At 33.2% G+C, this 14,474-nt stretch carries 14 protein-coding genes; 8 read left to right on the top strand and 6 right to left on the bottom strand.

Annotated elements, in window-relative coordinates:
• Window positions 1–2: 2 nt before the first annotated feature.
• From ACLII3_RS09290 to era, 5 genes are all read left to right on the top strand, one after another.
• Complete coding sequence (locus ACLII3_RS09290; protein ID WP_412983955.1) at window positions 3–1,421, top strand: MFS transporter; 1,419 nt, start codon at window positions 3–5, stop codon at window positions 1,419–1,421.
• Window positions 1,422–1,426: 5 nt separating this feature from the next.
• Entirely contained in the window at window positions 1,427–2,314 is an 888-nt protein-coding gene (locus ACLII3_RS09295; protein WP_412983956.1) for a glycosyl hydrolase family 17 protein, read from the top strand.
• A 263-nt stretch (window positions 2,315–2,577) separates the two neighbouring features.
• Window positions 2,578–3,993 (top strand): T9SS type A sorting domain-containing protein, encoded by a 1,416-nt coding sequence (locus ACLII3_RS09300; RefSeq protein WP_412983957.1) that lies wholly within the window; start codon window positions 2,578–2,580, stop codon window positions 3,991–3,993.
• Window positions 3,994–4,102: 109 nt separating this feature from the next.
• Complete coding sequence (locus ACLII3_RS09305) at window positions 4,103–4,561, top strand: RNA methyltransferase (protein ID WP_412983958.1); 459 nt, start codon at window positions 4,103–4,105, stop codon at window positions 4,559–4,561.
• Window positions 4,562–4,582: 21 nt separating this feature from the next.
• Window positions 4,583–5,464 carry a GTPase Era gene (era, locus tag ACLII3_RS09310; protein ID WP_412983959.1) on the top strand — a complete coding sequence of 294 codons (882 nt, stop codon included), beginning with the start codon at window positions 4,583–4,585 and terminating at the stop codon, window positions 5,462–5,464.
• 1 nt (window position 5,465) lies between these two features.
• On the opposite strand, the gene ACLII3_RS09315 is transcribed toward era, so the two are convergent.
• Window positions 5,466–5,987, bottom strand: coding sequence for a GTP-binding protein (locus ACLII3_RS09315; protein WP_412983960.1), 522 nt, complete (start codon window positions 5,985–5,987; stop codon window positions 5,466–5,468).
• Between the two features lie 101 nt (window positions 5,988–6,088).
• Here ACLII3_RS09315 and der point away from each other — a divergent pair, with 101 nt between their 5' ends.
• On the top strand, window positions 6,089–7,393 hold the full coding sequence (gene der / locus ACLII3_RS09320) for a ribosome biogenesis GTPase Der (RefSeq protein WP_412983961.1): 1,305 nt from the start codon (window positions 6,089–6,091) through the stop codon (window positions 7,391–7,393).
• A gap of 56 nt (window positions 7,394–7,449) precedes the next feature.
• Here der and ACLII3_RS09325 read toward each other — a convergent pair whose 3' ends face one another.
• The 5 genes from ACLII3_RS09325 to ACLII3_RS09345 are packed head-to-tail and all read right to left on the bottom strand — an operon-like array spanning window position 7,450 to window position 10,673.
• A complete protein-coding gene (locus tag ACLII3_RS09325) occupies window positions 7,450–8,271 on the bottom strand; it encodes a TPM domain-containing protein (RefSeq protein ID WP_412983962.1) in 822 nt (273 codons plus the stop codon).
• The gene (locus tag ACLII3_RS09330) at window positions 8,271–8,708 is read right to left on the bottom strand and encodes a TPM domain-containing protein (RefSeq protein WP_412983963.1); all 438 of its coding nucleotides are present in this window, start codon (window positions 8,706–8,708) and stop codon (window positions 8,271–8,273) included. Before ACLII3_RS09330 ends, ACLII3_RS09325 begins: the two co-directional genes overlap by 1 nt.
• A gap of 6 nt (window positions 8,709–8,714) precedes the next feature.
• Window positions 8,715–9,317 (bottom strand): LemA family protein, encoded by a 603-nt coding sequence (locus tag ACLII3_RS09335; protein WP_412983964.1) that lies wholly within the window; start codon window positions 9,315–9,317, stop codon window positions 8,715–8,717.
• Window positions 9,318–9,372: 55 nt separating this feature from the next.
• On the bottom strand, window positions 9,373–9,702 hold the full coding sequence (locus ACLII3_RS09340) for a MerR family transcriptional regulator (RefSeq protein ID WP_412983965.1): 330 nt from the start codon (window positions 9,700–9,702) through the stop codon (window positions 9,373–9,375).
• Window positions 9,702–10,673 carry a M23 family metallopeptidase gene (locus ACLII3_RS09345; RefSeq protein ID WP_412983966.1) on the bottom strand — a complete coding sequence of 324 codons (972 nt, stop codon included), beginning with the start codon at window positions 10,671–10,673 and terminating at the stop codon, window positions 9,702–9,704. Before ACLII3_RS09345 ends, ACLII3_RS09340 begins: the two co-directional genes overlap by 1 nt.
• Before the next feature lie 128 nt (window positions 10,674–10,801).
• On the opposite strand from ACLII3_RS09345, the gene alaS reads away from it, so the two are divergent.
• Both alaS and ACLII3_RS09355 read left to right on the top strand, forming a co-directional pair.
• Window positions 10,802–13,414, top strand: coding sequence for an alanine--tRNA ligase (alaS, locus tag ACLII3_RS09350; protein ID WP_412983967.1), 2,613 nt, complete (start codon window positions 10,802–10,804; stop codon window positions 13,412–13,414).
• Window positions 13,415–13,450: 36 nt separating this feature from the next.
• Window positions 13,451–14,401, top strand: coding sequence for a GSCFA domain-containing protein (locus tag ACLII3_RS09355; protein ID WP_412983968.1), 951 nt, complete (start codon window positions 13,451–13,453; stop codon window positions 14,399–14,401).
• Window positions 14,402–14,474 lie beyond the last annotated feature (73 nt).

Here is a 14,474-nt window from a genome sequence, read left to right on the forward strand (position 1 = left end):
ACATGTCAAATAATAAAGTAGCATTCAGTCAAAAAATAGCCTTTGGAGTAGGTATGCTAGCAAACCAAATGTTTCCTGCTGCAATAAGTATATTTATTGTTGTATTGGTACAGGATCTTGGTTTTCCAGGTTGGATGTGGGGAGTTGTGTCATTAGTTCCTCGAATATTTGATGCTGTTACAGACCCAGTTATGGGGTTCATTTCTGATAATACCAAGTCTAAATGGGGAAGAAGAAGGCAATATGTGCTTTTAGGTGGTTTGGTAATGGGAATTGCGTTTATAATGATGTGGCAGTTATATAAAGGCGATAGTGTAGATGTTAATTTTAATTACTTCCTAGTTTGGTCTTTTGTATTCTATCTTGGATTAACCATTTTTAGTGTCCCTTATGTTGCTATGGGATATGAAATGAGTGACGATTTTCATGAGCGTACAGATATAATGGCTGTTGCACAATTTATAGGGCAATGGGCATGGGTTATAGCACCTTGGTTTTGGGTTATTATGTATGATGCCAATTGGTTCCCTGATGGAGCAGATTCTGCAGTTAGAGAACTAGCTGTTTGGGTTGGAGTTATATTTGCTTTATGTGCTATTGTGCCTGCTTTGTTTATTAAAGGAAAATCAACTTTGAATGAAGATTATGCACCATTGTCTGTAAATAATATTGGAGGTAGTTTAAAAGAAATTGGAGTAGGCTTCTTAGATACTTTCAAAACATTGAGCTCAAAACCTTTTCGTAAACTATGTATTTCAACCTTTTTAATTTTTAACGCATTTAATACAGTAGCAGGTTTTACTTTTTTCATTATAGTGTATTACTTATTTAATGGAGATGCTGGTGCAGCTGGTATTTGGCCAACTCTTTTTGGTAGTATTGGAGCTCTAGTAACTACATTTTTAGTAATTCCAATTGTAGCAAAAATGTCAAAAATTTTAGGTAAAAAGAAAGCTTTTATGGTATCTCAAGCCATATCACTAATTGGCTACATTATGTTTTGGTTTTTGTTTATACCAGGTAAGCCTTATATGTTTTTGTTTGCATTACCATTCTTCTCTTTTGGGATTGGAGGATTATTTACCATAATGATGTCTATGACTGCAGATGTAATTGATTTGGATGAATTAGAAACAGGGAAAAGACGAGAAGGTAGTTTTGGAGCTATTTATTGGTGGATGACAAAATTTGGGTTTGCTATTGCAGGAGGTTTAACAGGTACAATTCTTACTGTTGTTGGGTTTAATTCTGCTTTAGATACACAGCCAGAATCAGCAATTACAGGATTAAGATTGTTTTTCTCTGGATTGCCAATAGCAGGTACGTTAATAGCTATGTATGTTATGAGAGATTATGATGTTACAGAAGAAAAGGCTAATGAAATTAGAAAAGAATTAGAAAGAAGGAAAAATAAAATCTAGATAATATGTCGCACAGAGATGAAAAGTTTTTAGCATTAGCAAACATAGACTTTAATGGAGCATCTAATGATGATTTAAAAAAAACATTTAGAGAAGTATTAAAATCAGGGGTTCACGGTTTATGTTCTAGTCCTTATGAAGAAGGACAGCAACCTGGAGATCAATTGTCGGAAAAACAGATTAGGAGAAGACTTGAGATTGTGAGACCCTATACAAAATGGATTCGCTCGTTTTCTTGTACAGAAGGTAATGAAATGATCCCTGTTATCGCTAAAGAGTTAGGAATGAAAACACTTGTGGGTGCTTGGTTAGGAGATGATATTGGGGTTAATAAAAATGAAATTGAAAATTTAATAAAATTGACAAATCAAGGGTTTGTTGACGTTGCAGCTGTTGGAAATGAAGTGATGTATAGAGGCGACTTAACAGAAGAAGAACTTCTTGAGTATATATATCAGGTAAAAAAGGCGGTTAAAGTTAATGTGCCAATTGGCTATGTTGATGCTTATTACGAATTTTATGAAAGAATGGCAATTACTGAAGCATGCGATATAATTTTAGCAAATTGTTACCCTTTTTGGGAAGGTTGTGATCAGGACTATTCTTTGTTATACATGAAAGATATGTATAACAGGGCGTTAAAGGCAGGTAATGGAAAAAGGGTAATTATTACTGAAACAGGTTGGCCAAGTGAAGGGACTAATCTTGAAGGAGCTTACCCTTCAGAAGAAAATGCAATTAAATATTTTATTAACACTCAAAAATGGTCTAAAGAGGAAGATATTGAAATCTTCTATTTTTCATCTTTTGATGAATCTTGGAAGGTTGGTTCAGAGGGAGATGTTGGAGCTTATTGGGGTATTTGGGATAAAAATGAAAAACTAAAGTATTAGTTTCTTAATCCTTTGGTTTTCAAGGCTGAAAAACACCTATACATTACCACAACATAAAAAAAACTGAGTATAAAAAACTCAGTTTTTTTTATGATATGGTTTCTTGTATGTACTGTTATTACTAAGGTTGTTTGTATGATGCTGCCAAATAATCATTTTTTTGTTACATGTATGTTTTTTGTTGAGGTTGTTTTTTTTAAATCTTAATAAAATAGGGTTAGTATTACATTATTGAAAGTTTTTAATCTTAAAAAATATGTATTATGAAAAAAATTACCCTTTTAGTTGTGTTTTTCGCAATTTTATTTTCTAATGCTCAAACTCCAGAAGGAACTTGGAAAATGATTCCTCAAGCTGGAGCAATGGCAGTAGGTGACGGTCAGGGAAATTCAAACTGGTGGTCAAACAATTTAGCTGATGTAACAACAAGAGCTTGTTATTTTGATGACGAGTTTGTTTTTAATGGTGATGGATCGTTTGCAAATGTAAATGGAGCAGATACTTGGGTTGAGGTATGGCAAGATGGAGCAGGAGATGGTTGTCGAGCATCAGTAGCGCCACATGATGGTTCTAATGCAGCAACATGGACTTATGATTCAGGAGCAGGGACATTAACATTAAATGGTGTAGGTGCTTATTTAGGCTTGTCTAAGGTATATAATGGAGGTGAATTGGGAGATCCAGTAAATGCACCAACATCAATAACGTATATAGTTACTTCTATAGATGCAAACACAATGGTGTTAGATATTGCTGTTGGAGCCCCAGGTTGGTGGCGTTTTACATTGCAAAAACAGGGAGTAGAACCTACTTGTGATGATGGTATTCAAAATGGTGACGAGACAGGTGTAGATTGTGGTGGGTCTTGTCCTAATGAGTGCTTAGCTCAAATTGACTTACCGATTGATTTTGAGGGTACAACAACAGATTATACTGTGACTGATTTTGGCGGAAATGCATCTAGTTTGGTTGTTGATCCAGAAGACGCAGGAAATATGGTTATTCAAACTGTTAAAACAAATGCTGCACAACTTTGGGCAGGAACAACTATAAGTAATGATACTGGTGCTTTTGTAGCTACCGATGGTTTAGCGTCTTTAATTCCTTTTTCTGCAACAGAAACGAAAATGAATGTTAGGGTTTGGTCTCCAGATGCAGGTATTCCAGTAAGGTTAAAAGCAGAAGATGCAACAAATAATACACATACTGTAGAGACAGAAACCTTAACTACTGTTGCTATGGGATGGGAAGTGATTGAGTTTGATTTTTCAAATCAAGCACCAGGAACAGAAACGTTAACTCATGGATTAAATAATGGTTGGGTTTATAGTAAAGTATCAATCTTCTTTAATTTTGGAACAGATGGGGCTACAGCTGGAGAAAAAACGTATTACTTTGATGATGTAATGTTTGGAGAAGCACCACTTAGTATTAATGACTTTGAAGTTAATCAAGTGCAAGTTTACCCTAACCCAACACAAGGAAATTGGAATATTAAGACAAAAAATAATTTAGAAAGCGTAGTAGTATTTGATATACTTGGAAAACAAGTCGTAGCGGTTGAGTTAAAAAACACTTTAGAAACAACTATAGATGCTTCGCCGTTACCGTCTGGATTATACTTTGCTAAAGTTAGAACTACTCAAGGTGAATCAAGTATAAAGCTAATTAAAAAGTAATTGTGTTTTTAGTAAATTGGTATAATGATAAAATTGTTATACTTAAAAAGGTCTTCTTTTAAGAAGGCCTTTTTTATTTGATTTTAAATATTAATTTACTTTTGTACTTATGATAGATAATTTTCACAATGAATTTTTTGGTATAGGGATTCAAAATGGGAAAACACCAGAAAACTTAGGTGTATTATGGCGTTCGGCACAAAATTTAGGTGCTAGCTTTATTTTTACAATTGGTAATAGGTATGCAAAACAAGCTTGCGATACACATAATGCTGTAAAATCTATGCCATATTATCATTATGATGATTTTGAAGAGTTTTACAATCATCTTCCTAAAGGAGCAAGAATTGTTGGTGTTGAATTAACAGATGAAGCGCAAGACTTAGAAACCTTTCATCATCCTAGACGTTGCGTATATTTATTAGGAGCAGAAGACCATGGGTTAACTAGACAAGCAATTGAAAAATCACATATGTTAGTTAAATTTAAATCAGAGTTTAGTTTAAATGTGGCTGTTGCTGGAAGTATTATTATGTATGATAGAGGAATAAATAAACCAAGGTCGTAACTTTGTACAAAAATTAAGTATATGCATAAAGCAGGTTTTGTAAATATTATTGGAAATCCTAATGTAGGTAAATCAACATTAATGAATGCTTTTGTTGGTGAAAAACTATCTATTATTACCTCAAAAGCGCAAACTACGCGTCATCGTATTTTAGGTATTGTTAATGGAGATGATTTTCAAGTAGTATTATCAGATACTCCAGGAATTATTAAACCAGCTTATGAGTTGCAAAGTTCTATGATGGATTTTGTAAAGTCTGCTTTTGAGGATGCAGATATTCTAGTTTATATGGTTGAAATAGGTGAAAAAGAATTAAAAGATGAAGCATTTTTTAATAAAATCACCAATTCTAAAATTCCAGTATTATTATTGTTAAATAAAATTGATGGTTCAAATCAAGACCAATTAGAAGAGCAAGCTGCATTATGGCAATCTAAAGTGCCTAATGCCGAATTTTTTCCAATTTCTGCTTTAGAAGGTTTTAATGTAAAGGAAGTATTTAATAGAATCATTGAATTGTTACCTGACTCACCACCATTTTACCCTAAAGACCAATTAACAGATAAACCAGAACGCTTTTTTGTAAACGAAAAGATTAGAGAAAAAATCTTAATGCATTACAAAAAGGAAATTCCTTATGCAGTTGAAGTAGATACCGAAGAGTTTCACGAAGATGATAACATAATTAGAATGCGTTCTGTAATTATGGTAGAGCGCGAAACGCAGAAAGGAATTATTATTGGGCATAAAGGTGCTGCCTTAAAGCGTGTAGGCGTTGAGGCAAGAAAAGATTTAGAGAAATTTTTCGACAAGCAAATTCATCTAGAGCTTTATGTAAAAGTCAATAAAAACTGGAGAAGTAATCAAAAGCAATTAAAGCGTTTTGGGTACAACCAAAAATAGTTTAGGGCATTGCATGAATGTCTTTACTACGTAAAGTGTCTCTCATAAAATGGTGAAGTTCGTGCATTTGAGTCATTCCTGTTTGTTTTCCTATACGTCCACCAAAGTATAACACAACCCAAATTATTACCATAAATAGTACTAAAAATAGTTGTATAGAATAACTGTTTCCTAAAGACCAGTTTGAGTATGCCCAAACACCAAAACCAAAGAACAAGCCAATAACTATAAAATGGAAAAACATAAACATAGTCCAAACTGTTGGGTTAGGTCCAAATAACCCATAAATGGTACTTTTGTTTTTGTCTTGCTCTGTTTCATTAATTTCTAAGTGTAATTGTGGTGACCAAAAGTGTTGGTCTTTTTTAGGAATTTTTATAAATACATGATCATCAACTCGTGAAACTATAAAGTCAGACTGAGCTTTTTTAGTATCTTCAAACAGTTTTAAAATGATTTCGTTGTTGTGTTCTACGTCAAATTTAAAACGCGGTCTTAATACAATTTCGTTAGTTAATGACATTTAAATTATTTTTAATGCGTCAATTTACTATTTTTTCTTTAACTAAACACTACCTTTGCAGGCGCTTACAGGATATGTAATGCAGATTAAAATTTATACACATGAGTAATATAGTAGCCATAGTAGGGCGTCCTAATGTTGGGAAATCAACGTTCTTTAATCGTTTAATACAACGTAGAGAAGCTATAGTTGATGCAGTAAGTGGAGTTACCAGAGATAGACATTATGGAAAGAGTGACTGGAACGGGAAAGAGTTTTCTCTTATTGATACTGGAGGATATGTAGTTGGTAGTGACGATATTTTTGAAGCTGAAATTGATAAGCAAGTAGAGCTTGCTATTGATGAAGCCGATGCTATTATCTTTATGGTAAATGTAGAAGATGGTGTTACAGGAATGGATGAAGATGTTGCTAAATTACTTCGTAAGGTAGATAAACCTGTGTTTTTAGTTGTTAATAAAGTTGACAATGGAAAACGTGCCGAAGATGCTGTTGAGTTTTACGCTTTAGGTCTTGGTGAATATTATACCATTGCAAGTATTAATGGTAGTGGTACAGGAGATTTATTAGACGCCTTAGTAGAAGCATTACCTGAAAAAGAAGAAGTTATAGAAGAAGAGTTACCTCGTTTTGCAGTGGTTGGTCGCCCAAATGCTGGAAAATCATCGTTCATTAATGCGTTGATTGGTGAGGATAGATATATTGTTACTGATATTGCAGGAACCACAAGAGACTCTATCGATACAAAATATAACCGTTTTGGATTTGAATTTAATTTAGTTGATACAGCTGGAATTCGTCGTAAAGCTAAAGTAAAGGAAGATTTAGAGTTTTATTCAGTAATGCGTAGTGTGCGTGCTATCGAGCATGCAGATGTGTGTTTATTAGTGTTAGATGCTACTCGTGGATTTGATGGTCAAGTACAAAACATATTTTGGTTAGCAGAACGCAACCGAAAAGGAATTGTAATTTTGGTTAACAAGTGGGATTTAGTTGAAAAAGATAATAAGACAACTAAAGAGTTCGAAAAATACATTCGTAAGCAAATTGAACCATTTACAGATGTACCAATTGTATTTATTTCTGCATTAACAAAGCAACGTATTTTCAAGGCAATAGAAACTGCTGTTGATGTTTATAAAAACAGAACTAAGCGTATTAAAACAAGTGTACTTAATGAAGTGTTGTTGCCAATTATTGAAAACTATCCGCCTCCCGCATATAAAGGAAAATTTGTAAAGATTAAATACATTATGCAGTTGCCAACACCGCAACCACAATTTGCATTTTTCTGTAATTTACCTCAATATATTAAGGAACCTTATAAGCGTTTCTTAGAAAATAAATTACGTGAGCACTTTAACTTTAATGGTGTGCCTGTAAGTGTATATATGAGAAAAAAGTAATTAAAAAATAAGATGATTTTAAAAGCTCATAAGTATTTATTTATGGGCTTTTTTGTTTACCAACTTCCAGAGGCACCTCCGCCTCCTCCCATTCCACCGCCAAAGCCACCTGAGAATCCACCTCCTCCGAAGCCACCACTTGAACCACTCCCAAAAATACCACCACTACTTGAACCTCTACCATAACTCCCTCGTCCCATATTACTAAAAATAATAGCTTCTAAAATGTCTATGTCTTCAGAGCGTTTCCCTCTATTTCCACCACCACCTTTACCTCGTCTGTTAGACGAAATAGCTATAATAAAAATAATAAATACGAATAATAGAATAATTACTATGCCAATAGGAAACTCACTTGAATTATTATGTTCTTCACCATCAAATTCGCCATTTAAAATTTGTATCATAGCATCAGTACCTTTATCTAAACCACTATAAAAGTCACCACGTTTAAATTCTGGAATAATTACACGATTAATAATACGTTCGGCATCAATGTCTGTAAGTCTATATTCTATACCATAACCAGTATTAATGTCTATTTCTCTATCATCTTTAGCTAAAGTTATTAATATTCCATTGTCTTTATCGGCTTGACCAATCCCCCATTTTTCTAGCCATCTTGCGCCAACTATAGAAATGTCGTCATTATTTGTTGTGCTAATAATTGCAATTACTATTTGAGTTGAAGTAGAGTCGGCGTATTTAATAAGTTTTTGTTCTAACGTGTTCTTTTGTGAGCTCGATAATAAGTTAATATTATCGTAAACGCTTGTTTGATCTTTGCCTTTTGGTTTTTCAGGTATGTTAAATTGAGCAAAACTTAATTGTACGCAACACAAGAAACTGAAAAGAAGTATATGTTTAATAAATTTCATTAGCCTTTTGAAATTTCGTTAGGTAATTCGTCTTCATCATGATGATGCCAAGGGAAATGTGCTTCTAATTGCTTTCCTGCACTCAAAATACCATCTATTAAACCTTGTTTGAAATTTCCCAATTTAAATTGATGCACAATTATGTTTTTTGTAGCGTCCCAAAAATCGTTAGAAACAACGTCATTAATGCCCTTATCACCATAAATAGCAAAGCACTTGTCTTTAACAGCTACATAAATTAAAATAGCATTTTGTAGCTTGGTGTTGTCCATTTTTAGATAATGAAATACCTCTAACGCTCTTGTTTCAGAGTTGCCATTATTATGATTTTCGATATGTACACGAATCTCACCTGAAGTGTTTTTTTCGGCAATTCTTATTGCTTCAATAATTTCTTGTTCCTCTTGATGCGTCAAGAAGTCTTCTACAACAGACATAGTTATCTATTTATCTGATTTGTAATCATTAACATCAACGCCTTTTTCAGCTCCTTCGTCAGCATTAAAACGCTCTTTCTTTTCGAAGCCAAAAATTGAAGCTAATATGTTATTAGGGAAGGTTCTTACTAATTCATTATAAGGTGTAATTGACTCATTAAAACGATCGCGCTCTATTTTTATGCGCTTTTCAACACGATCTAATGAGTTCATTAATTCTTTATAGTTTTCGTTAGCTTTTAAATCAGGATAGCGCTCAAATACCGCTAATAACCTTGATAAAGCAGAGGTCATGCTCCCTTGAGCTTGTTTAAATTGCTCTAGCTGTTCAGGTGTTATATTTGATGGGTCAATTTGAATACTTGTAGCTTTTGAACGTGCATCAGTTACTATTTTAAAGGTTTCTTGTTCATATTCAGCATAGCGTTCAGCAACCTTCATTAAATTAGGAATTAAATCACTGCGTAATTGATATGCACTTTCAACTTTAGACCATTGTTCACCAATTTTTTCTTCTTGAACTATTGCATCGTTATAAAAACCTTTTCCTTTAGAATAAAATCCTATAGCAATTATTGCCACAATAATCCATGGTAGCCACTTTTTCATAATATAAATGTGTTTTAAAGTTGATTATAGATAAGTTGAGAATAATCTCAAAATGTTACAAGTGATTTTTAATTTTAATTAGTTGATTTTTAACGTCTTCTAATTTACTAATAATCTCGAAATTATTTAGGGAGTCTTTTTTGCCTTCTTTTAAATGCGTTTTTGCACCTTCTAAAGTAAACCCTCTTTCTTTTACCAAGTGGTAAATAAACTTAAGGTTTTTAATGTCTTCAGGAGTGAATTTACGATTACCTTTAGCATTTTTTTTAGGCTTTAATACATCAAATTCTTTTTCCCAAAATCGTATTAAAGAAGTGTTTACACCAAATGCTTTGGCTACTTCGCCAATACCATAATAACGTTTTTCTGGTAATTCAATATGCATTAGTCTAAAGATTGATTTTCTACTGAAGCTTTTAATAATAAGTCATTAAACTCTTTAGGCGATAGGTTGCCATAGTAGAAGTTTATAGGATTTATACGTTGCCCATCTTTAAATACTTCGTAGTGTAAATGAGGTGCTTCCGAGCGTCCCGAACTGCCTACAAAACCAATTAAGTCACCACGTTTAACTTTTTGATTTTTCTTGACATTGTATTTGTATAAGTGAGCATATAAGCTCACGTAACCATAACCATGATCTATTCTAATATGTCTTCCATAACCAGAAGAACCTGCATCAGCACGTTTTACCACGCCATCACCTGTGGCATAAATTGGAGTGCCTCTTGGAGCCGTAAAATCCATTCCGTAATGGAATTTTCTAACCTTTGTAAAAGGATCTTTTCTATAACCGTAACCAGAAGCCATACGTGTTAAATCTTCATTTTTCACAGGTTGAATAGCAGGAATTGTAGCTAAAAATTTCTCTTTATCTTCGGCTAATACAGCAATTTCGTCTAAAGATTTTGATTGTACTACAATGCGTTTTTGTAATTCGTCAATACGTTTGTTGCTACTAATAATAAGTTTTGAATTATCGTAGCCTTCAAATTTTTTGTATCTGTTTACACCACCAAAACCTTGTTTACGTTGTTCTTCAGGAATTGGGTTTGCTTCAAAATAATGTCTGTAAATAGCGTTATCTCTTTCTTCAACGTTAGATAAAACCATTTCAGCTTCATCCATTTTACTATTTAACAGTTCAAACTGAATTTGCATGTTTTCTAATTCACGAGTAAGGGCTTTTTCTTTAGGTGATTCAAAGTAGTGACCAGCAATAAAAACGAAGCCAGAACCAAACAAAGCAGCAGCTAGTAAAAACACAAAAACATACTTTGCAGTTGTTCTTTTTTTACGCACAATTTTGCGGTAAGAAAGCGTTTCTGAATCGTAATAATATTTTACCTTAGACATTACTTAAAAAGTTCTATTTTTGCGAATATATTCTGTAGTTAACTAACAGAATTAATTGAACAACGAACAAATATATAAATTGTTTCACAGTATTGAGCAATTTATTAGAACAAGCTTAACATAGTTACATGAAATCTCAAGAAGTAAGATCTAAATTTTTAGAGTTTTTTGAAAATAAAAAACATAGTATTGTGCCTTCTGCACCAATGGTTTTAAAAGACGACCCAACATTAATGTTTGTTAATTCGGGAATGGCGCCTTTTAAAGAGTTTTTTCTTGGAAACGCACAACCTAAAAACAATAGAATTGCCGATACACAAAAGTGTTTAAGAGTTTCTGGGAAGCATAACGATTTAGAAGAGGTTGGTTACGATACATACCATCATACGCTATTTGAAATGCTTGGTAACTGGAGTTTTGGCGATTACTTTAAAAAAGAAGCTATTGCTTGGGCTTGGGAGTTGTTAACCGAAGTTTATAAAATAGATAAAGACATTCTTTACGTAACCGTTTTTGAAGGTGATAAAGAAGATAACATCCCAATGGACCAAGAGGCATACGATTTTTGGAAAGCAATTATTCCAGAAGATCGTATCCTAATGGGAAATAAAAAGGATAACTTTTGGGAAATGGGTGACCAAGGACCTTGTGGACCTTGTAGCGAAATTCATGTAGATATTCGTTCGGCAGAAGAAAAAGCAAAAGTTGATGGTAAGGATTTGGTTAACATGGACCATCCTCATGTGGTAGAAATTTGGAACCTTGTATTTATGCAATACAATCGTAAGGCTGATGGTTCTTTAGAAAATCTTCCAGCAAAACATATTGATACAGGAATGGGGTTTGAACGTCTTTGTATGGTATTGCAAGACGTGAAATCTAATTACGACACTGATGTATTTACACCTTTAATTCGTGAAATAGAAACAATTACTGATACAGAATATGGTAAGGATGAAAAGGTAGATGTGGCAATTCGTGTAATTTCAGATCACGTTCGTGCTGTGGCGTTTTCTATTGCCGATGGACAATTACCAAGTAACAATGGAGCAGGTTATGTAATTAGAAGAATTTTACGTCGTGCTGTACGTTATGGGTTTACGTTCTTAAACAAAAAAGAACCATTTATCTATCGTTTGGTGGATATTTTAAGTAAGAAAATGGGACAAGCGTTCCCAGAGATTAAAAGCCAAAAGCAATTGATTGAAAATGTAATTAAGGAAGAGGAAACGTCGTTCTTAAGGACATTGGATCAAGGATTAGTATTGTTAGATCGCATTGTGGAAAAATCAGATAAAAAAGAAGTTTCTGGTGCAAAAGTGTTTGAACTTAAAGATACTTATGGTTTTCCTGAAGATTTAACAGAACTGATTTTAAGAGAGAAAGGTTATACGTATAATGTTGAAGAGTTTGATAAATGTTTGTTGGATAGAAAAGAAGATGGAAGAAGAGCAACAGCCATAAAATTTGATGATTGGACGATTCTAGTAGATGATACTGAACAAGAATTTGTGGGCTATGATGTCCTAGAAACTAATGTGAAGATTGCGCGCTATAGAAAAGTGAAATCTAAAAAAGATGGTGAGCAATACCAGTTAGTATTCAATTTAACACCATTTTATGCTGAAGGTGGAGGGCAAGTTGGAGATAAAGGATATTTAGAAGCTCCAAATGGTGATGTGATTTACATTTTAGATACTAAAAAGGAGAATAATGTCATTATTCATTTTGCTAAAAACCTACCTAAGCATTTAAACGAAACGTTTAAAGCTGTTGTAGATGCAAAACAACGTTATAGAACAGAATGTAACCATACTGCAACACACTTATTACACCAAGCATTAAGAGAAGTGCTAGGTACTCATGTTGAGCAAAAGGGATCTGCTGTTCATTCAAAATATTTAAGATTTGATTTTTCACATTTTTCTAAAGTAACTACAGAGCAATTACGTGATGTAGAAAACTTTGTAAATGCACGTATTGAAGGTAAATTGCCATTAGAAGAAAATAGAAGCGTTACCATGGAGCAAGCACTAAAAGAAGGTGCAATGGCTTTATTTGGTGAAAAGTATGGAGATACGGTACGTACTATTAGATTTGGACAATCTATGGAGCTTTGTGGTGGTACTCACGTAAAGAATACTGCTGATATTTGGCACTTTAAAATTAAATCGGAAGGTGCTGTGGCAGCTGGAATTCGTCGTATTGAGGCAATTACCAATGATGCTGTAAAAGATTTCTATTTTGATAACAATAGAGCGTTCTTCGAGATAAAAGATATGCTTAATAATGCTAAGGACCCTGTGAAATCGGTAGCAGATTTAAAGCAAGAAAATAACGACCTTAAAAAGCAAATCGAAGCTTTGTTAAAGGATAAAGCTAAAAACTTAAAAGGTAGCTTAAAGTCTGAAATCCAAGAAATCAATGGTGTAAACTTTTTAGCTAAAGAAGTAGATTTGGATGCCGCAGGAATTAAAGATTTAGCTTTTGAATTAGGTGGCGAAGTAGATAATTTATTTGTGTTGTTTGGAGCTAACAATAATGGAAAAGCATTGTTGTCTTGTTATGTGTCTAAAAACTTAGTTGCTGAAAAACAACTAAATGCTGGACAAATAGTTAGAGAGTTAGGAAAGTACATCCAAGGTGGTGGAGGTGGACAACCATTCTTTGCAACTGCAGGTGGTAAAAACCCTGATGGAATTACTGAGGCATTAAATGCTGCAAAAGATTATTTAAATTAGTGTTGTTATCCTGAACTTGATTCAGGATTTCATTTAATGAATTTTCAAACCAAAATACCATTACAAAGACAGTCTAACAATTTAATAGACTATACATCTAATATACTATTGTTGGGTTCTTGTTTTACTGAAAATATTGGTAATAAATTATCATATTATAAATTTCAAAATACTTTAAATCCTTTTGGTATACTATTTCATCCTTTAGCAATTGAAAAGTTAATTACAAGAGCTATAAATAAGGATTATTATTCGGACGATGAGGTATTTCAGTATAACGAACAATGGCATTGTTATGATGCACATTCCCAATTAAGTGCTAGTTCAAAAGAAGAGTTATTACAAAGCTTAAATAATGCAATAGATAATACGAGTAAACAAATAACCGAATCAAAGCATTTCATAATTACTCTAGGAACAGCTTGGGTGTATCGCCATATTGAATCGGATACTATTGTAGCAAATTGCCATAAAGTACCACAAAAGAAATTTACTAAAGAGCTATTATCTGTAGATGAAATTCAAGAAAGTTTAGAGGCAATTATAAGTTTAATTCAATCTGTGAATAGAAATGCAAATTTCATTTTTACAGTATCTCCAATTCGCCACATTAAAGATGGTTTTGTTGAGAATCAAAGAAGCAAGTCGCATTTAATTACTGCTATTCATCAAGTTGTTGAACCAAGAAAAAGTAGGTTTTATTTTCCATCTTATGAGCTTATGATGGACGAGTTAAGAGATTATCGTTTCTATGCTGAAGATATGATTCATCCTTCATCATTAGCTATAGATTATATTTGGGAACGCTTTAAAATGGTTTGGATTGACGAAAATGCTATGTCTACAATGGATGAAGTAGAAACAATTCAAAAAGGTTTAGCACATCGTCCTTTTAATTCAAATTCGGAGGCACACCAAAAATTCCTTCAAAATCTAGAAGCGAAAAAAACTAAGCTTCAAAAGCAATATCCATTTATGCTGTTTTAGAAATATCTTATTCAATAAATACGCAATTCATCGTATTTACTTTTGTGTCTTTTTTTGAGTAATTTGTAATACT

The organism is Pontimicrobium sp. IMCC45349, assembly GCF_047219225.1.
Classification (GTDB): Bacteria; Bacteroidota; Bacteroidia; order Flavobacteriales; family Flavobacteriaceae; genus IMCC45349.